The organism is Halomonas sp. TD01 (assembly GCF_923868895.1).
Taxonomy (GTDB): domain Bacteria; phylum Pseudomonadota; class Gammaproteobacteria; order Pseudomonadales; family Halomonadaceae; genus Vreelandella.
This window is the reverse complement of the sequence record NZ_OV350343.1, coordinates 2,802,570-2,821,134: the sequence shown is the minus strand read 5'-3', so window position 1 is coordinate 2,821,134 and position 18,565 is coordinate 2,802,570. Positions and strand designations below refer to the sequence as shown.

Here is an 18,565-nt window from a genome sequence, read left to right as displayed (position 1 = left end):
AATCTTGTACCATACTTCTACCTAAGTTCACATATACACGATTTACATACGCTATGCAGCCTGCTTGGCTACCATTCGTCAATTTCGCGTAAAGCGACGGGTAAGTAGGTATTGGCACGCTCACCAAGTTGAGCCATTAGCTGATTAAAATCGCGTCTAGGCAAGCGTACGTCTAAAACAGACTGCCCTTGCTCATCAAAATATTCTTCACGAACTGCGTTCAGTTCATGCAAGCCAGCACGAAGCTTACCTTGTTCCGGCGATAGTGTAAGCGAGAAGCCAATAACATCATTCGCTAAACGCTCGGTTAGTGCCTCATGCAGCAAATCAAGGCCTTTCCCCTGCTGTGCAGAAAGCCACACAACCTCGGGGACGCCGTGGCCATCTCGCTCAATTCGTGGCGCACTGTCTAACCGGTCGATTTTATTCATGACTTTGAGCACTGGCACGCTATCCGCGCCTATCTCTTTAAGCACACGATCGACTTGTTCAACGTTAACATCGCGGTCTGGATCAGCAGCATCAATTACATGCACCAATAGAGATGCCTCTGCAGCCTCCTGAAGCGTCGCTCGGAAAGCTTCAACCAACTTGTGTGGCAAATGGCGAATAAAACCTACTGTATCAGCCATCACCACAGGACCTACGTCTTCGATTTCGAGGCGACGAAGTGTTGGGTCAAGCGTGGCAAATAGCTGATCAGCCGCATACACCTTGGCATTGGTAAGCGCGTTAAACAGCGTCGATTTACCGGCATTGGTGTAGCCAACTAATGAAACGCTGTGAATTTCAGCGCGTGAACGGGCGCGACGGTTTTGATCACGCTGGCTGCGTACTTTATCTAGCCGTTTATGGATAGATTTAATGCGCCCGCGTAACAAACGACGGTCGGTTTCTAGCTGCGTTTCGCCAGGGCCGCGTAAACCGATACCGCCCTTTTGACGCTCTAAGTGGGTCCAACCGCGTACTAGGCGAGTGGACATATATTCAAGCTGGGCAAGCTCTACCTGCAGCTTACCCTCATGGGTTCGTGCCCGTTGCGCGAAGATATCGAGTATTAAACCAGTACGATCGAGTACTCGACACTTGAGTTCATGCTCAAGATTGCGCTCTTGGGAGGGGCTTAGGCTGTGGTTGAAGATCACCAGTTCGGCTTGGTGAGCTGCGAGCAATGCTCGCAGCTCCTCCAACTTGCCTGACCCGATAAATGTTCGGGAATCAGGGCGCTGTCGGCTAGCGGTGAGTAATGTCGCAGGCTCTGCGCCAGCAGAGCGCACGAGCTCTAAGAACTCACCCGGGTCTTCACGTGCTTGCTCATCATGAAAATCAACGTGAACAAGTACTGCCGTTTCACCGGCATCTGGGCGCTCAAAAAACAATCAATACCTCGTGGACTCTCTAGCTATCCAGCGGTGTTAGATGTCCGCGTCAGGCGCGGCTGGATCTTGTGCCGGCAAACGCACATTGCGCGAAGGCACTACCGTGGAAATAGCGTGTTTATAAACCATCTGACTGACGGTATTGCGCAATAAAATGACAAACTGGTCAAATGATTCAATCTGGCCCTGCAACTTAATGCCGTTCACCAGGAAAATAGAGACCGGAATGCGCTCCTTGCGCAAAATGTTCAGGTACGGGTCTTGAAGGGACTGCCCTTTGGACATGTTGCTCTCCCTAAAACTGTCGTTGGGGTTGGTTATAAATGGCGCGCCCTACTGGTGCTGCGCCGCAATCTTGTTGCCCGAAAGGCCTGGTGTTGTCAAAAGAGCCAGCCGGCCACTCGAAAACACTTGCTTACGAAATCACTATCTTACGCTAAGCACCGCTTTCACGCACGAATTTCAGCACCTTATCCAACACGTCGGGCTGCTGCGAGTCTACCCACGTAAGCGACGGCCAACTTCTTAACCACGTAAGCTGCCGCTTAGCGAGCTGGCGAGTTGCTATCACGCCACGTTCAATTAACTCGTTTTCGTCGTACTTACCGTCTAAATACTCCCATACCTGACGATAGCCAACACTCTTCATCGCTGGCAAGCCAAGATGGATATCAGGGCGTTGTTTGAGGGCGGCAACTTCATCTATCAAGCCCTCAGCCAACATTGTTTTGAAACGCACAGCAATGCGGTTGTGTAGCAATTGTCGATCACTAGGTGCTAACGCTATCGACAACACCCGCCAGGGAAAGGTTTCTGGCTGCTGTTCCGCCCATAGCTCACTCATAGGACGCCCACTGACATAATATACTTCAAGTGCGCGCATTAGGCGCTGTGGATCATTGGGATGAATTCGCTGCGCTGAAACGACATCCACTTCAGCCAGCATACGATGCAGCGCAGCTAACCCTTTATTCTGTCTCACAGCTTCCAACTGTTGACGTATGGCAGCGTCTGCAGCGGGCAAATTAGCAACGCCCTCCACCAGACGCTTAAAGTAGAGCATCGTCCCGCCGACCAATAATGGCACGCTGCCAGCCGCGCTGATTTGCCGCATCTCCTGCAGCGCATCTTCACGAAAATCAGCGGCCGAATACGGCTCAGCCGGTTCACGAATATCAATCAAACGATGCGGTGCACGCGCCAACTCAGCAGCACTCGGTTTGGCACTGCCAATGTCCATTCCGCGGTATACCATCGCGGAGTCTACGCTGATCAGCTCATGCCCCAAACGCTCGTGCAAGGCCATCGCCGTGTCGGTTTTACCGGCTGCCGTGGGCCCCATTAAAAAAATCGCCCAGGGGCGTGTGTCAACCATCTGCTCTCAGCACTCCATTTGTTGTCTTCACTGACCACGCAACTATTGTCCACGTAAGAACAGGCGGTCGAGTGCCTTCATGCTCATTTGCGTCCAGGTTGGGCGACCATGGTTGCACTGGTCGCTTCGCTCAGTGCGCTCCATATCTCGCAGCAGGGCGTTCATTTCATCAATGGTTAAGCGCCGATTCGCACGGACACTACCATGGCATGCCATGGTCGACAGTAGCTCATGAATACGTGCTTCAACCTGATGAGTTCGTCCAAACCGCGCCAGCTCTTCGAGCATTTGACGTATCAGGGCTTCTGGATCTGCCTGAGCCAAAAGGGCTGGTAATTGTCGGACTAACAAGGTTTCCGGGCCTGCCACGTCTAGCTCAACGCCTAACTGGGCAATGGCGTCGCGTTCGCTTTCCGCCGTTGCTACTTCCGCCCGGCTTGCGGCCAAGGAAACAGGCACCAGCAGCGGCTGCGTATCAATCCCATTCGCTGCAGCCAACTGATTTTTCATACGCTCGTAGACAATTCGTTCGTGAGCAGCGTGCATGTCTACGAGCACCAACCCCTGAGCGTTTTGCGCCAAAATATAAACACCGTGCAACTGCCCCAGCGCAAAGCCCAACGGAGGTGCCGCGGTTGCATCATGCTCGGGCATCGCCAGCGGAGCCTCACGAACTTCCGTCGCTTTTGATGTGCTGATGCTTGGCGAACTCGGCTGCGGCGTTAATAGCGACTCTTCATGATCTGGATGCAGTGCTTGATAGCCCTGCATGAAGCGGCGAACTCGCTCTGCCCCAGGGTGGCGGTCAGGGGAGTCTGATAGCGCCATGCCCTGCTGCTGCCAGCGGGGAGCTGGCGTTTGAACATCGACCTCGCCAGCACTACCTGGGGCGTCTGTTACGTCATCCTCGTGCCCATGAGACATGTTCTGTTCTTCTTCAGCAGGCTTAGAAGAAGCGAGACAATGATGCAGGCTAGAGTAAAGAAAGTCGTGCACCATCCGACCATCGCGAAAACGCACTTCATGCTTTGTTGGATGCACGTTGACGTCGACGACGTCTGGATCAAGCTCCAGGTAAAGCACAAACACTGGATGACGACCGTTATACAACACGTCGCGATAAGCCTGACGAACGGCATGGGCTACCAAACGGTCACGCACCACACGTCCGTTGACAAAGAAATACTGCTGATCTGCTTGGGAGCGAGAGTGCGTGGGCAAACCAACCCAGCCACTGATGCGCAACCCACCCGCTTCTCGCTCTATGTAGCGGGCATGCTCAATAAAGTTTTTACCTAATAGCGAAGCGATACGCCGCTCGCGAGCGGCTGGCGTCACACCCGGTGGCAATTGATGAACCACTTTCTGGTTATGACGAAGCACCCAGGCTACGTCGTAACGCGATAGCGCCTGGCGTCGAAAAGCTTCTTCAACATGGGCAAATTCTGTTTTTTCGGTACGTAAAAATTTGCGCCGCGCAGGCGTATTAAAAAACAGGTCCCGTACTGCAACACTGGTACCACGGGGGTGGGGAGCAGGCGTTACGCGCGCCTCCATACCACGTCCTTCAGCAACCACTCTCCACCCTTGGCGGGGGTCTTCTTCAGCATTAGAGATTAGCTCCAGCCGCGAGACAGAACTGATCGAGGCCAACGCTTCGCCACGAAATCCCAGCGAACTCACGCCCTCTAGATCTTCAAGACTATTGATTTTACTGGTCGCGTGGCGGGCAAGCGCCAGTGGCAGGTCTTGTTCGCCAATACCAATACCATCATCGCGAACTTTAATAAGCCGGGCGCCGCCTTGCTCTATTTCCACTTCAATTCGCTGACTGCCAGCATCAATAGCGTTCTCAATCAGTTCCTTCGTCACTGATGAAGGGCGCTCGACAACTTCCCCCGCGGCGATTTGGTTCGCCAAACGAGGGTCAAGCACATGAATGCGCGTTGGCGAAGAGATCAATTCAGACAACCGTCACCTCGAGAATTTATGATCATGAACGTGGAATGCGTAACACCTGGCCAACACGGATAACGTCACCGTTAATATCATTAGCCTGTTTAAGCTGATTCACCGGCACGCCATGGCGCACTGCAATAGCTGACAGCGTATCTCCCGATTGGATACGGTATTCGTTACCGCTAGGGCGACGCTGGTTATCGCGCTGCCACGCCAGTAGGCTCGCGGGCGGCGGATTACGCTCGAAATGATCACGCAATCCATTGAAAATGGCCGTTGATAATCCGCGCTGATGGACAGGATCACGCAGGCGACGCTCTTCATCAGGGTTAGAGATAAAGCCAACCTCAATAAGAAGCGACGGAATATCTGGCGACTTCAGCACCATGAACCCGGCTTGCTCAACGCGAGATTTATGGAGACGGTTGATACGACCCAACTGGTCCAGTACTTGGCCACCGATAGACAGCGAATCGTTTAATGTCGCGGTCATAGTGAGATCTAGCAACACACCTCGTAGTACTTGGTCTTTGTCACGTAAGGAAAGGTTGCCGTCGACGCCACCAATCAGGTCGGAGCGATTTTCGCTATCGGCCAGCCATTGAGCCGTTTCAGACGTTGCACCTCGCTGGGAAAGCGCATAGACAGAGCTTCCCTGAGGTCTAGGACTCGTAAACGCATCAGCATGTATCGATACAAAAAAGTCAGCTTTCTGATCTCGGGCTAGTTGAGTGCGCTGGCGAAGCCCCAAATAGTAATCACCATCTCGAATGAGCACTGCTTTAAAGCCATGGGTCCCATTCACTTCTGCTGCTAAGCGTCGGGAAATCTCCAAAACAACGTCTTTTTCTCGAGTTCCTGCTGGACCAATGGCCCCTGGGTCTTCTCCGCCATGACCTGCATCAATAGCGATAATAATATCTCGCTGCGGATGCGGCTGCGCGGGCTGAACCTCGACAGGTGACTGCTGCTGGGGCGTTGGTGCTTCGTATGTCACCTGCTCTTGAGGCTGAGACTGCCCTTGAGACTGTGCTTGAGCTCGAGCCTGCGTGTTTGCTCGTTGGGCAAGTATCTCTTGATCCCGAATCATCGCCTCGATGGGATCAATAGGGTTTTCAACCGGACTTTCGCCAGGGTACTCAAGATCGACAACCAGACGATGGCCATACTGGTCGTTTGGCGGCAACGTAAAGTGGCGCGGAGATATCTCACGATTTAGCTCCAGAACAACGCGAAGCCCACCACCGTCTCGAATACCTGTTCGCACTTCATCAATCGCACTACCGTCCAGCGGTAGCGTAGACACATCGGTGTCCAAGTGACTTTCGTCAAGGTCAATGACTAGCCTTGACGGGTTCTCAAGGGAAAAAACATTCGCGTTTGCCGCTGCCGTAAGATCAAACACCAAACGCGCATGATCTGGAGCTGACCATAGCCGCATACTCTCTACCGTTGCCGCCTGCAGAGATGAAACGCTTGCCACCAGAAGAACACAGCCAATCGACACTTTGCGTGCCAGGTAGTTTAGTGCGCTGTTTATAGCCATTGAATTACACCACTTTCAAGCTGTTCACTGCCACGCTTGCTAACCATCTCGCTTATCACTCGTTCACCCAAGCCTGTTTCTGCGGTTAGCGTAACCAAACGTCCAGGATCAGCCACTTCCAGCACCACTCGCACATCAGGCGCGGGGAGCCAACCTTCACCTCGGCTCGGCCACTCAATTAAACAGAGCGCTTCATCGGCAAGCACGTCTCGCCCGCCAATAAACTCAAGCTCTTCTGGGTCTGCTAAACGATACAGATCTAAATGATAAATACGCTGCGTACCCAGCTCATAGGGCTCTACCAACGTATAGGTAGGGCTTTTAACGGCCCCCTGATAGCCGTAAGCTCGCAATATACCGCGCGTCAATGTTGTTTTTCCTGCGCCTAAGTCGCCCTCTAAATAAACACGCCCGTGACCTTGTAGCGCTTGCCCCAATGCCTCACCAAAGGCAACGTGGGCCACTTCATTATTCAATTGCACTTGCATGTAGGCCGCCTTCACGGGTTAATTAAGACTCGTGCATAGGATGCCAGATCGCTTGCCAGCAGGCCACGTTCCCCCGCTGTTTTAGCTGCTTCATCTCCTGCCTGAGCATGCACCACCACCCCAAGCCATGCTCCGAGCTCTATATTATCGCTTTGGGCCACCAGTGTACCTAGCATGCCGCTAAGCACATCGCCCATGCCACCGCTGGCCATTCCAGGGTTGCCATAAGGGCATATGACTAACCCGCTGGGGCCAGCCACTAAACTACCCGCCCCCTTTAAAATCACGACGCCACCTCGCGCCCGCTGGAGAGCTCGGGCAGCCGCCGGGCGGTCCGCTTGAATATCCGCAACTGAGCAGCCTAGCAATCGAGCAGCCTCACCGGGGTGCGGTGTTAACACCCAATTATCACGACGTACATCCGGCCAGTGACTGGCTAATAGGTTGAGCGCATCCGCATCAACGATCAACGGCACGTCTGACTGCAAGGCACTCTGCAAGATCGCTTGCCCCCAAGCCCCCTGCCCCAACCCTGGCCCGACGACAATCACATCCGCCTGAGAAGGGAGCTGGCCTGCATCGGCGCCACCGCGAACACCATGGGCCATGACCTCAGGACAGCGCATCAAACTTGCCGTCACATGCTCAGGTGCGGTTGCTAAGCTGACTTTACCGGCGCCCAAACGAGCAGCGGCTTGAGAAGCGAGCAATGCCGCACCACCAAACCCTAGCGCGCCGCCCATTACCGCTACATGCCCTAGATCGCCTTTATGGCTAATACGGGAGCGCGGCGTGAAGACCTCTCCAAGAAGCTCATCGTCCAAACGCCATGCGCTTGGCGGTATATCAAAAAATGCCTGCGCCTTTACACCCAGCGGACGAAAGTCAATTTCACCTGTATAAGCGGGCGCATCGCCAGTATGCAGGCCAATTTTATCGCCTATAAACGTCACTGTGCAGGCTGCCTCAACGGCTAATCCCATGACGGCCCCTGTGTCTGCTGAGATTCCAGAGGGAATATCCAGCGCCAACACTGGCTGATGCGATGCATTGATCGCCTCAATCACCTGCTTTATTTCTCCGGCAACATCACCTGCCAATCCAGTCCCCAGTAGCGCATCAACTATCACCTCGCCAACCAGCGTGGTGTTTGGCTGCCACTTATCCAAACCAACGCCCGCCGCCGACGCCAGCTCCGCAGCCCGAGCAACATCTCCCGTTAACGCCTCTAAAGGCCTAAGTGAGATGCGCTGCACTTTAAGCCCAGATTGCATCGCTAACGCCGCGAGCACGTGACCGTCACCACCGTTGTTACCACTGCCGCAAAGCACTGTCACGCTACGTGCTTGCGGCCAGCGGGAGCGGAAACTGTGCCACGCACTTGAGGCCGCCCGCTGCATTAAAGCAAAACTCTCAATGCCACCGGCTATCGTACGCCGATCAAGCTCACGCACTTGAGCCGCTGTATAAAGGGGGCGTAGCGAGGAAGTACTTAACGTGGGCACGATCTCTCCTTAATCTGGTGACGGTTAGCCGCTAGTGTGTTGATAACCACTTATGCGTTAGCATAGCGCGCTTAACGCGCTACCGTTGATTTACCATGCAAAGTTCCACCACCTTTTCACTATCTGATGATGACTTAACGCGTCTTGCGGACCTAATCAAGACCTGGGGCCGAGAGCTAGGTTTTCAGCAAGTAGGCATTACAGACACCCAGCTAGCGGCACATGAAACACACCTAGATGCCTGGCTTGAAAAAGGCTACCACGGTGACATGAGCTTTATGGCAAAACATGGCACCAAGCGCACCCGCCCGGAAGAGCTCGAACCCGGCACCCAGCGGGTTATCAGCGTGCGCATGGACTATTTACCCGCTGAAGTAGAAAGCACAAAGGTGCTTGGACAGCCTAGCCGCGCCTATGTTTCACGCTATGCACTGGGCCGCGACTATCATAAATTAATGCGCAAACGGTTGGCGCAGCTAGCCAAAAATATCGAACAGGAAGTCGGCGCGTTTGGCTATCGCGCGTTTGTAGACTCTGCCCCCGTCATGGAGCGCGCCTTAGCGCAAAAAGCAGGCCTTGGCTGGTTTGGTAAAAACGCTATGCTACTGAACCCCAAGGCAGGCTCACTTTTTTTCCTCGGCGAGCTGTATACCGACCTACCGCTACCTACCGATGCACCGTTTACTCAAGAACACTGCGGTAGCTGTAACGCTTGCCGCACCGCCTGCCCAACCGGCGCTATTGTTGATGATAAGGTCGTCGACTCGCGCAAATGCATCTCTTATCTCACCATTGAACTGCATGGGGCGATACCGACTGAATTTCGCCGCGCCATGGGCAATCGTATTTACGGTTGCGACGACTGCCAACTGGTGTGTCCTTTCACTCGCTTCACCCGCATTACCCAGGAAGATGACTTTGCGCCGCGTCATGACCTTGACCGCGCTGACCTTCTTAGCCTGTTTGCCTGGGGTGAAGACGAGTTCTTGGATAAAACAGCGGGCAGTCCTATTAGGCGCATTGGCTACGAACGCTGGCTGCGCAATCTCGCCATTGGCCTAGGCAATGCCCCTTGGAGTCGCGCTGTTGAGTCAGCCTTATGGGCAAGAAGAGCCTACCCAAGCAGCTTAGTGCGTGAGCACATTGCTTGGGCGCTCGAGGAGCAGCGCCTCAAGCGTGGTGCGAGAATTGCCACTGAAGACGCTTAGCCGCTTTTCTAAACCACCTTACTCCTCTTCGTCTGTTACCGTTTCGAGGCGTAAGAACGTACTGCGATAGTGAGCTAACTCGGCAATTGACTCCTTGATATCATCCATCGCCAAATGGACATTCTGCTTTTTAAATCCTGCTAAAGCACCTGGATTCCAGCGCTTGGCCAACTCCTTAACGGTCGATACGTCCAAATTACGGTAATGGAAAAACGCCCAAAGATCCGGCATTTCACGCTCAAGGAAGCGCCGATCCTGATGAATGCTATTACCACACATAGGCGAGGAGCCAGACACTACATAGTGGCGAAGAAAATCGAGCGTTTGCTGCTCGGCCTCAGCAGCAGTCACCGTGCTCGCTTTGACGCGCGCCACCAGCCCACTTTCCCCGTGGGTCTTCTGATTCCAGTCATCCATTTGTGCCAGTTGGCTGTCAGGCTGCTTCACCGCAATCACAGGCCCTTCTGCTACGACGTTTAAATCAGCATCGGTAATCAGTGTGGCCACTTCAATGATGCGCTCTTTATTTGGATCCAGACCGGTCATTTCCAAGTCTATCCACACTAGCAAATCATCTCGCGGGGTTGCGTTCTCAGCAGTTTGCTCGCTCATTACATTCAATCCTTGGCCAGTACCGCCACTTAATACGGCGATTAGAGTTAAAGTGTGGCTTATATTGCCTTAACCAGCACCCAATACAGGACAGTAGACTGCACAGGTGAGTACAATGCCACTATTGTACCGAGCATCAGGTGGTCATGAGCAAACGTAAATTAAGTCGCCAACAACAGTGGCGAGTCGATAAAGTCCAAGCGGAACGTGCACAACGTGCTGAAAAGCGTGATGTGAAAGACGCTGAAAAACTTGCCGCTGGCGAATATGGTGCCGAACAACCGGGCCGAGTCATGGCTCACTTCGGGCGAACATTAGAAGTGCGTGATGCCGATGGTACGCCCGTACGCTGCCACCTTCGTGCGAACCTGGATGGCTTAGTCACCGGCGACCGGGTGATTTGGCGGGCAGGCCAAGATGGTTCCGGCGTCGTCGTGGCCCGAGAGGAGCGCGACAGTGTGCTTAAGCGCCCAGATCCACGGGGCCAGCTAAAACCAGTGGCGGCCAACATTGATCAATTACTGATCGTCTTTGCGGTAGAGCCCGCCCCGCACCCTAACCTGATTGACCGATATCTAGTTGCTGCCGAAGCCACAGGCATTGCCCCCGTGCTGGTGCTCAACAAAACCGACCTGCTGCCAGAAGATGGTGGCAAGCTGGGACAATTGCTTGAACGCTACCGATCTCTGGGCTACACCGTGGTTCGCACCACCACTGCCAATGAAGCTGGCTTAGATGAATTGCGCCAGCAACTTGAAGGGCGAACATCGGTGTTTGTCGGCCAGAGTGGCGTTGGCAAATCATCACTGATTGATCTGCTGCTACCCGACGAAACCTTGCGCATTGGCGCGCTGTCAGAAGATTCGCGCAAAGGCACTCACACCACCACCACCGCTCGGCTTTATGCAATGAGTAGTGATGAAGTGACTGACGGCGAGCTCATTGACTCCCCTGGTATTCGCGAGTTTGGTTTGATCCATCTTGATGAACAGGAAGTTACCGATGGATTTATTGAGTTTCATCCGTTCATTGGTCACTGCCGCTTCAGAGATTGCCGCCACCGCAACGAACCGGGCTGCGCTTTACTTGAAGCAGTCGAGGCAGGCAAGATTCATCCAGAACGTTTTGCCAGCTATCGACGCATTCTCGATAGCTTAAACGCATAATTTTTATTAGCTTGATGCCTGACATGTCACTTGCTAAGGATAGGGAGCTGTCAATGAGCAACGTTAGCCATTCATCGGAAACTAATCTATTACCGCTGATTGTTGAGCCCGAGCAGCTTCAAGAGCACCTGGATGATCCGCAATTGCTGATTATCGATGTACCAGCGAATGGCGATAGCTATCGCCACGGCCATGTACCAGGTGCCATTTACCTTGATTTTCGCTACCTAATGCGTGGCGAAGGACCGGTACCCAATGACGTGCCCAGCACTGAGTTCCTCTCACGGCTGTTCAGCGCACTTGGCCTAACACGAGATACTCACGTCATCGCTTACGACGATGAAGGCGGAGGCTGGGCAGCGCGACTGCTATGGACGCTGGAGCTAATCGGTCACACCCGTTACTCCTATTTGAATGGCGGCATCCATGCATGGAGAGACTCCGGCTTGGAAGAAAGCTCCGAACCTACCCCCCCAACACCAAGTGAGTACCGAGCGGAGATCTTAAACCCGCATGCCTTAATCACCTGCGACGAAATCAAACAAAAGCTCGAGGATAAACAGTTCGCCGTGTGGGATGCCCGTTCTAAAGGCGAGTTTGATGGTGAAAAGGGCAATAACAAGCACCTTGGCCATATCCCCGGTGCAGTCAACATGGATTGGCTTGACGCCATGGATCGCAACCGCGCACTTCGCATCCGCGATTATGCTGAGCTAATGACCGAACTAGGCGCGCTCGGCCTAACGCCCGAAATGGAAATTGCCACTCATTGCCAAAGCCATCACCGCAGCAGCTTCACGTGGTTAGTCGGCAAAGCGTTGGGCTTTAATATACGTGGCTATGCGGGTTCTTGGGGCGAATGGGGCAACCGCAACGACACACCGATTGAGAAGTGAAAATATTACTGTGACCCTTTCCCAAAAAGCATTTTCCCTCATTCAGTATCCACTTCCTCACCATGCGCTTTCGCGCTTAACAGGTAAGCTCGCTCAGTGCGACGCCACCTCGGTGAAGGACAAATTAATTAAGGCGTTTATCAAACGTTTTGACGTGGATATGAGCCAAGCGCTGGAGCCAGACCCCACCGCTTATACAACTTTCAACGACTTCTTTACCCGCGCGCTGAAAGACGGTGCTCGCCCATTGGGCGAGGGCCTGCTAAGCCCTGCTGATGGCACCTTGTCACAATTCGGTCGTTTACAGGCAGGTCAGTTAGTACAAGCGAAGGGCCACACATTTTCTGCCCAAACCCTGTTAGGTGGCGACAGCGCGCTAGCTGAAGAGTTTATGGGCGGCAGTTTTGCGACGGTTTACCTCTCCCCTCGCGATTATCACCGCGTACATATGCCGGCCACGGGCACATTACGCGAGATGATCTACGTGCCAGGGCGACTCTTTTCGGTCAACCAAGCAACCGCTAACTACGTGCCAGGGCTGTTTGCTCGTAACGAGCGTTTGGTTTGCATTTTTGATACCGAGCACGGCCCAATGGCCATGGTATTGGTAGGTGCGATGATTGTCGCGGCTATTGAGACTGTCTGGGCAGGCCAGGTGACACCGCTTTCAGGCCACCCCCAGCGCATGCGTTTCGGGCAGCCAATCACGCTTGAAAGAGGAGCTGAAATGGGCCGCTTCAAGCTTGGTTCAACAGTGGTAATGTGCTTCGCCAAGCCGGTGGCTTTTGAAGATAATCCGTTAGGTGCCAAGGTGCATATGGGCCAGACCCTAGGCGCGCCTTAAAACGCCAGCAATTAACGCTAGCAATTAGGTGTTGAGAAGGTAAGCACGTCTTCCAGACGTGCTTTACCAAGCGCCAGTTGAATAAGACGATCCATGCCCAGTGCTACCCCTGCACTTTCCGGCATTCCATGATGCAGCGCTGCTAGCAGTTGCTCATCACAATCTACTTCAGGCAAGCCTAAACGGCGACGCTCGGCATTGTCTTCACTAAAACGCAGTCGCTGCTCTTCAGCATCAATCAGTTCGTCATAGCCATTTGCCAGTTCAATACCACTGAGATAAAGCTCGAAACGAGAGGCTACCCACTCACCGTCTGCATCTTGATGGCGGCGCGCCAGGGCCGCCTGGCTGGCGGGGTAATCTACGACCACGCTTAGTTCGTTTTGGCCAAGTGTTGGCTCAATCACCATACTCATTAACAGATCTAGACAGGTATCGCGCCCCTCTTCTGCAAGCGCGTGCGCTTGCATTTGGCCACGCTCTGTAGCCAAAGCACGTAGTGTGTCAATAGACGTCGTAAAGGGGTCTACCGCCAAGTAGGTATGAAACAGCTCTCGGTAGCGATAATGAACTACTGGGCCTGCAAAGCTCGGCAGTACGTTGGCAACCAGCGTGGTCGTCTCATCAATCAGCTGTGACAAGGCAAATCCAGGGCGGTACCACTCAAGCATGGTGAACTCAATATTATGGCGGCTGCCAATTTCACCATCGCGGAAACTTTTAGCAAGCTGAAAGATTGGCCCGCTGCCAGCGGCCAATAATCGCTTCATATGAAACTCTGGCGACGTTTGCAGCCATAGCCTGCGCTGGCCTTTATCAGTTCGTGCCAAGCTGGAGAGCGAGACTAAGTGCACATCGGTGCTCCCACCTTGCCCCAACACCGGTGTTTCTACCTCAAGTACACCGCGCTCAGCAAAAAAAGCACGCACCCCAGCGATTAAGCGCGCACGCTCGCGCAACGTTTCGATACTTGCCGTTGGCTGCCAGTTAGCCGTCATTTACGTCTCCCCAATGCTATAAAGCCACGTATAGCTATTACGTGGCTTTATAAAGTAGATGCTTTCGCGGCTAACTATCCCCCGGTCACTCAAGCAGCGCTTATAGTCAAAAAACGCTTATGCCCGAGAAACATAGTCGCCAGAACGCGTATCAATCTTCAGTACTTCACCCTGGTTGATAAACAACGGTACGCGGACAACAGCACCCGATGACAGCGTTGCAGGCTTGGAACCACCCTGGGCAGTATCACCTTTCAAACCTGGATCCGTCTCAACCACTTCCAGTTCAATGAAGTTGGGTGGCGTCACGGAAATCGCTTTGTCGTTCCAAAGCGTAATAATATAGGGCACCTGCTCCTTGAGCCATTTTTCAGTATCGCCCAAGGCTTTCTTTTCAACAGCGTACTGTTCAAAGGAGCCATCTGTTTTCATGAAATGCCACATATCGCCGTCGGTGTAGAGATATTCCATCTCTAAATCCATGACATCGGCACCTTCCAGCGAGTCTCCGGATTTGAAAGTACGCTCACCAACACGGCCAGTCATCAGGTTACGTAGCTTAACGCGGTTAAATGCCTGCCCCTTGCCTGGCTTGACCAGTTCGTTCTCGACGATGGAACAAGGATCGCCGTCGAGCATTACTTTCAAACCGCCCTTGAATTCATTGGTAGAATAGTTCGCCATGATGCCTCTCAGTGTTTTATTTCAGTAACGTAGTGCGCGAAGCCATGCTTCGCCGTTGATAATGTCGTTGTAAGCGTCGTCTAATAAGTGCGCGCATGATAACCCGAAGGAGGGCTTTTTTGCAGGAGAACATTATTATCGCTGATAAGCGCCCGTCTACCCAGACTTACGCGTCATGGCAGCGGCAGCTTTCCCAAGCGATTCGCGACCCGGCCACTTTGTGCAAGCACTTGAACTTGGACGAAAGCTGGCTACCTGGTGCTTCTGCTGGGCACCAGCTGTTTGAGATCTGTGTGCCAGACGCCTATCTTACGCGTATTGTACCCAACGACCCCAATGACCCACTGCTCCGCCAAGTGCTTCCGGTCAGCGATGAAGCCTTGAAACCGCAAGGTTACGTCACCGACCCACTAGAAGAAGCGGAGCACCAGCCCGTTAAAGGGCTCATCCATAAGTACGCTGGCCGCGTGCTGTTAATTGCCAGCCCCGCTTGTGCAATTAACTGCCGCTACTGCTTCCGCCGCCATTTTCCTTATAGCGACAGTTCGCCGTCCAGAGCGCAGTGGCAAGAAGCACTGGACTACTTGCGCGGCGACACAACCCTTCACGAAGCGATTCTTTCTGGCGGTGATCCGCTTGCTGCCAACGACCGTCAACTGGCGTGGCTAGTTGAACAGCTCGAAAGCATCCCACACCTTAAGCGGCTGCGCATTCATACTCGCCTACCCGTAGTGATCCCCGACCGGGTTGATGACGCCCTTCTTGGCTGGCTAACGTCGACGCGTTTGCAAAAAGTCATGGTGCTGCATATTAACCACGCCAATGAGATTGACCAAGCGGTCATCGATGCCTGCACACGCTTAAAGCAAGCGGGTGTCACCCTGCTGAACCAAAGCGTGTTACTGCGCGGAATAAACGATAGCGTCAGCACGCTGGCCACTCTGTCTGAACGCCTGTTTGAAGCAGGGGTGCTGCCTTACTACTTGCATGTGGTCGACCCTGTGCAAGGCGCCGCCCATTTTGACGTGCCCGATGAGGAAGCCAAAGCGCTTATTAACCGGTTGCTTGAACACTTGCCAGGTTTCTTGATGCCCCGCTTAGTGCGCGAAGTGCCTGGCAAAGCCAGCAAGACGCCGCTGTCGCTATCATAAACATATTGACTACCTATAAAGAGGCCAACGCCTCCTTATAGGTATGCTAGCAATCACTTTAAATCGGGGGATTTAGCCTAGCGTTTCTGCAGTGACATTGGCAGCCGGCGCTTGGGTGGAGTGGTGGCGGTTAATGGCACTAAGCACACCTTTCATAGACGCGCTGGTGATGCTTTCGTCGCTGCCCACACCAAACACTGCTTTGCCATCAATGCGCACCTCGACATAGGCGATTGCTTCAGCATCAGCCCCTTGTCCGCGGGAGTGCTCATGGTAGTCGATTATTTCCACGTCCTGACCGCTAGCCGCTAGCGCTTTGATAAAGGCAGCCAGTGGGCCATTGCCCTCGCCGGTTACCGTTTGGCGCTCGCCACTGCTTTCCAGTATCGCTTCAAGCGCAACTTTTGGGCTTTCTGGCTCAGAAGAGAGGCGATGGCTAATCAACACCAGCGGCGAATGCTGCTCCAGGTACTCGTCAGCAAACGCCTGGTAAATCATTTGTGAGGTAATTTCACGCCCAGTGCGATCAGCGACTTCTTGGACTACTTGGCTAAATTCAATCGACAGCCTGCGCGGCAGTTCAATGCCGTGCTCTTGCTCCAGCAGATAGGAAATACCGCCTTTACCAGACTGACTGTTAACGCGAATCACCGCTTCATAGCTGCGCCCCACATCCAGCGGATCGATGGGTAAGTATGGTACATCCCAAGATGCTTCAGGATGGGCACGACGATCAGCCATGCCTTTTTTAATCGCATCCTGGTGCGACCCTGAAAACGCGGTAAATACTAAATCGCCGACGTAGGGATGGCGTGGATGAACGGGTAACTGGTTGCAGTACTCCACCTCGCGCATGATGGGCGTAATGTTGGAGAAGTCCAGATTCGGGTGAACGCCTTGAGTGTAAAGGTTCATAGCAAGCGTCACGATATCCACGTTACCAGTACGCTCGCCATTGCCAAACAGCGTACCTTCCACCCGATCAGCACCGGCCATTAGCGTCAATTCTGCTGCCGCTACGCCAGTACCGCGGTCATTATGCGGGTGCACACTGACAATTAACGTGTCGCGCTTTTTCACATGGCGACAGAACCATTCAATTTGATCGGCATAGTTATTGGGTGTTGCGACTTCTACGGTGGCCGGTAAATTGACGATCATACGGTTATCAATGCTAGGCCCAAAGGTATCCATTACCGCTTCGACAATCTCTACCGCAAAGTCCATCTCCGTGGTGGTGAATAGTTCAGGCGAGTACTGGAAGGTCCAGTGAGTCTCTGGATTAGCGGCCATTAAATCGCGAATTTGCGCCGTCGCATCAACCGCGATCTGAACGCACTCTGTTTTATCTACATTAAACACTACCCGCCGAAACATCGGGTCGGTGGCATTGTAGACGTGCACAATGGCGTTTTTAGCGCCTTTAAGAGCTTCAAACGTGCGTTCAATTAAATGCGGACGCGCCTGGGTCAGCACTTGAATCGTCACATCATCAGGGATTTTATCCTGCTCTATCAACGAACGGACAAAGTCGAAGTCAGTTTGCGAGGCCGATGGAAAACCCACCTCAATTTCTTTAAAACCAACTTTCAACAGCAGGTCAAACAAACGCTGCTTGCGCTCTTGATCCATGGGGTCGATTAACGACTGGTTGCCATCACGAAGGTCTACGCTGCACCACATTGGCGGCACTTGGATGCGCTGGCTAGGCCAATGGCGGTCAGGCAAGTCAACGGCCACGAAGGGGCGATATTTTTTAGAAGGGTCGGACAACATCATGGCGGCGCTCCTTTCGTTACTCTGTTTTTGGCAACTCTGTTTTTGGCAACCCTGTTTTAGACTGGTCGGCCTGGTCACTTGAAGTTGATGGAGTGCCTTTATGGGCCATGGCAGCCTCCATACGATCAAGCTGGGCTTTTAACGTATGCACGTCGCTACGCAACGCTTGAAGTTGGGCAGAGTCCCCTTCACCACTATCTAAATCTAGCTGGGCACTCTCTTTTTGCATGACGTCCAGCACAATGCCAATCATCATATTGAGGAAAATAAACGCGTTAAGAAAAATAAAGGTTAGGAAATAAATCCACGCATAAGGATAGACCTCCATCGTTGGATAAAGTACAGCGGTTGCCCAGCTCTCAAACGTCGCCACTTGGAACAGCGTCAACATAGCAAGGGCAATATTCCCCCAAAGGCCTTCATCAACATTGTGGAACAGAAAGCTTCCCACAGCGCCATAGATGTAGAAGATAATAAACATCAACAGTACAACATAGCCCATGCGGGGTATGGATTTCACCAGCGCTACCAACAGCATTTGCAGCTCAGGAATCATCGATACCAAGCGTAAAACGCGGAATATTCGCAGCAAGCGTGCCAGCAGCACCATCTCCGAATCGTCCATCGGTATCAGGCTTGCGGTCACTATCAAGAAGTCGAAAACATTCCAGCCTTTCTTAAAAAAGCTGACTAAGTTGCGCTCGGCTGCCATTCTGATCAAAATCTCAATCAGAAAGAACACGGTTACCGCAATATCTAGATAAAGCAGCCACTGCTCTATCCGGGAGGTTTCCTCATAGGTTTTCGCGCCTATCACCAGCGCGGAAATCACAATGATGGAAATCACTAATCCTTCAAACAGCTTGTTGCTACGCAGTTTTTCGAAGCGGGCTTGCCAGGTATTGAATGGTTCACTCATGGAACGAGGAGTCTCTAAACGGTTAACGGCATCACTTTATACTAAAATCACGCACT

Annotated in this window: 17 protein-coding genes; 5 read left to right on the top strand and 12 right to left on the bottom strand. The window is 53.0% G+C overall.

Going from position 1 to position 18,565, the window contains the following annotated elements:
• Positions 1-68 precede the first annotated feature (68 nt).
• The 7 genes from hflX to L1X57_RS12550 all read right to left on the bottom strand — a co-directional run bounded on the left by hflX (position 69) and on the right by L1X57_RS12550 (position 8,252).
• A complete protein-coding gene (gene hflX / locus L1X57_RS12580) occupies positions 69-1,379 on the bottom strand; it encodes a ribosome rescue GTPase HflX (RefSeq protein WP_009721940.1) in 1,311 nt (436 codons plus the stop codon).
• 36 nt (positions 1,380-1,415) lie between these two features.
• Positions 1,416-1,664, bottom strand: coding sequence for an RNA chaperone Hfq (gene hfq / locus L1X57_RS12575; protein ID WP_009099947.1), 249 nt, complete (start codon positions 1,662-1,664; stop codon positions 1,416-1,418).
• A 151-nt stretch (positions 1,665-1,815) separates the two neighbouring features.
• Positions 1,816-2,754, bottom strand: a complete 939-nt coding sequence (gene miaA / locus L1X57_RS12570; protein ID WP_009721939.1) for a tRNA (adenosine(37)-N6)-dimethylallyltransferase MiaA — start codon at positions 2,752-2,754, stop codon at positions 1,816-1,818.
• A gap of 42 nt (positions 2,755-2,796) precedes the next feature.
• Positions 2,797-4,725 carry a DNA mismatch repair endonuclease MutL gene (gene mutL, locus L1X57_RS12565; RefSeq protein WP_009721938.1) on the bottom strand — a complete coding sequence of 643 codons (1,929 nt, stop codon included), beginning with the start codon at positions 4,723-4,725 and terminating at the stop codon, positions 2,797-2,799.
• 22 nt (positions 4,726-4,747) lie between these two features.
• A complete protein-coding gene (locus L1X57_RS12560) occupies positions 4,748-6,259 on the bottom strand; it encodes an N-acetylmuramoyl-L-alanine amidase (RefSeq protein ID WP_009721937.1) in 1,512 nt (503 codons plus the stop codon).
• Positions 6,250-6,747 carry a tRNA (adenosine(37)-N6)-threonylcarbamoyltransferase complex ATPase subunit type 1 TsaE gene (tsaE, locus tag L1X57_RS12555; protein WP_009721936.1) on the bottom strand — a complete coding sequence of 166 codons (498 nt, stop codon included), beginning with the start codon at positions 6,745-6,747 and terminating at the stop codon, positions 6,250-6,252. Before tsaE ends, L1X57_RS12560 begins: the two co-directional genes overlap by 10 nt.
• Before the next feature lie 11 nt (positions 6,748-6,758).
• Positions 6,759-8,252 carry a bifunctional ADP-dependent NAD(P)H-hydrate dehydratase/NAD(P)H-hydrate epimerase gene (locus L1X57_RS12550; protein ID WP_009721935.1) on the bottom strand — a complete coding sequence of 498 codons (1,494 nt, stop codon included), beginning with the start codon at positions 8,250-8,252 and terminating at the stop codon, positions 6,759-6,761.
• 95 nt (positions 8,253-8,347) lie between these two features.
• Here L1X57_RS12550 and queG point away from each other — a divergent pair, with 95 nt between their 5' ends.
• Entirely contained in the window at positions 8,348-9,460 is a 1,113-nt protein-coding gene (gene queG, locus L1X57_RS12545) for a tRNA epoxyqueuosine(34) reductase QueG (protein WP_009721934.1), read from the top strand.
• 18 nt (positions 9,461-9,478) lie between these two features.
• Here the strand turns inward: queG and orn are convergent, their stop codons facing one another.
• On the bottom strand, positions 9,479-10,072 hold the full coding sequence (orn, locus tag L1X57_RS12540) for an oligoribonuclease (protein WP_009721933.1): 594 nt from the start codon (positions 10,070-10,072) through the stop codon (positions 9,479-9,481).
• 146 nt (positions 10,073-10,218) lie between these two features.
• On the opposite strand from orn, the gene rsgA reads away from it, so the two are divergent.
• Genes rsgA through asd form a run of 3 tightly spaced genes read left to right on the top strand, consistent with a single transcriptional unit; the run spans position 10,219 to position 12,978 of the window.
• Positions 10,219-11,238, top strand: coding sequence for a small ribosomal subunit biogenesis GTPase RsgA (gene rsgA, locus L1X57_RS12535; protein ID WP_009721932.1), 1,020 nt, complete (start codon positions 10,219-10,221; stop codon positions 11,236-11,238).
• Between the two features lie 53 nt (positions 11,239-11,291).
• Positions 11,292-12,134 carry a sulfurtransferase gene (locus L1X57_RS12530; RefSeq protein ID WP_009721931.1) on the top strand — a complete coding sequence of 281 codons (843 nt, stop codon included), beginning with the start codon at positions 11,292-11,294 and terminating at the stop codon, positions 12,132-12,134.
• A 10-nt stretch (positions 12,135-12,144) separates the two neighbouring features.
• A complete protein-coding gene (gene asd, locus L1X57_RS12525; RefSeq protein WP_009721930.1) occupies positions 12,145-12,978 on the top strand; it encodes an archaetidylserine decarboxylase in 834 nt (277 codons plus the stop codon).
• Positions 12,979-12,995: 17 nt separating this feature from the next.
• Here asd and epmA read toward each other — a convergent pair whose 3' ends face one another.
• Both epmA and efp read right to left on the bottom strand, forming a co-directional pair.
• Positions 12,996-13,976, bottom strand: coding sequence for an EF-P lysine aminoacylase EpmA (epmA, locus tag L1X57_RS12520; protein WP_009721929.1), 981 nt, complete (start codon positions 13,974-13,976; stop codon positions 12,996-12,998).
• A gap of 117 nt (positions 13,977-14,093) precedes the next feature.
• Positions 14,094-14,660 carry an elongation factor P gene (gene efp / locus L1X57_RS12515; RefSeq protein ID WP_009721928.1) on the bottom strand — a complete coding sequence of 189 codons (567 nt, stop codon included), beginning with the start codon at positions 14,658-14,660 and terminating at the stop codon, positions 14,094-14,096.
• 119 nt (positions 14,661-14,779) lie between these two features.
• Here efp and epmB point away from each other — a divergent pair, with 119 nt between their 5' ends.
• The gene (epmB, locus tag L1X57_RS12510; protein WP_009721927.1) at positions 14,780-15,811 is read left to right on the top strand and encodes an EF-P beta-lysylation protein EpmB; all 1,032 of its coding nucleotides are present in this window, start codon (positions 14,780-14,782) and stop codon (positions 15,809-15,811) included.
• Between the two features lie 72 nt (positions 15,812-15,883).
• Here the strand turns inward: epmB and leuA are convergent, their stop codons facing one another.
• The gene (gene leuA / locus L1X57_RS12505) at positions 15,884-17,590 is read right to left on the bottom strand and encodes a 2-isopropylmalate synthase (RefSeq protein WP_009721926.1); all 1,707 of its coding nucleotides are present in this window, start codon (positions 17,588-17,590) and stop codon (positions 15,884-15,886) included.
• A 16-nt stretch (positions 17,591-17,606) separates the two neighbouring features.
• Complete coding sequence (locus L1X57_RS12500) at positions 17,607-18,509, bottom strand: ion transporter (protein WP_009721925.1); 903 nt, start codon at positions 18,507-18,509, stop codon at positions 17,607-17,609.
• Positions 18,510-18,565 lie beyond the last annotated feature (56 nt).

Bases quoted from the DNA above. Each gene is read 5' to 3' on its own strand.
- hfq (WP_009099947.1), bottom strand. From the start codon at position 1,664: ATGTCCAAAGGGCAGTCCCTTCAAGACCCGTACCTGAACATTTTGCGC.
- miaA (WP_009721939.1), bottom strand. From the start codon at position 2,754: ATGGTTGACACACGCCCCTGGGCGATTTTTTTAATGGGGCCCACGGCA.
- L1X57_RS12560 (WP_009721937.1), bottom strand. From the start codon at position 6,259: ATGGCTATAAACAGCGCACTAAACTACCTGGCACGCAAAGTGTCGATT.
- tsaE (WP_009721936.1), bottom strand. From the start codon at position 6,747: ATGCAAGTGCAATTGAATAATGAAGTGGCCCACGTTGCCTTTGGTGAG.
- queG (WP_009721934.1), top strand. From the start codon at position 8,348: ATGCAAAGTTCCACCACCTTTTCACTATCTGATGATGACTTAACGCGT.
- orn (WP_009721933.1), bottom strand. From the start codon at position 10,072: ATGAGCGAGCAAACTGCTGAGAACGCAACCCCGCGAGATGATTTGCTA.
- rsgA (WP_009721932.1), top strand. From the start codon at position 10,219: ATGAGCAAACGTAAATTAAGTCGCCAACAACAGTGGCGAGTCGATAAA.
- L1X57_RS12530 (WP_009721931.1), top strand. From the start codon at position 11,292: ATGAGCAACGTTAGCCATTCATCGGAAACTAATCTATTACCGCTGATT.
- epmA (WP_009721929.1), bottom strand. From the start codon at position 13,976: ATGACGGCTAACTGGCAGCCAACGGCAAGTATCGAAACGTTGCGCGAG.
- efp (WP_009721928.1), bottom strand. From the start codon at position 14,660: ATGGCGAACTATTCTACCAATGAATTCAAGGGCGGTTTGAAAGTAATG.
- leuA (WP_009721926.1), bottom strand. From the start codon at position 17,590: ATGATGTTGTCCGACCCTTCTAAAAAATATCGCCCCTTCGTGGCCGTT.
- L1X57_RS12500 (WP_009721925.1), bottom strand. From the start codon at position 18,509: ATGAGTGAACCATTCAATACCTGGCAAGCCCGCTTCGAAAAACTGCGT.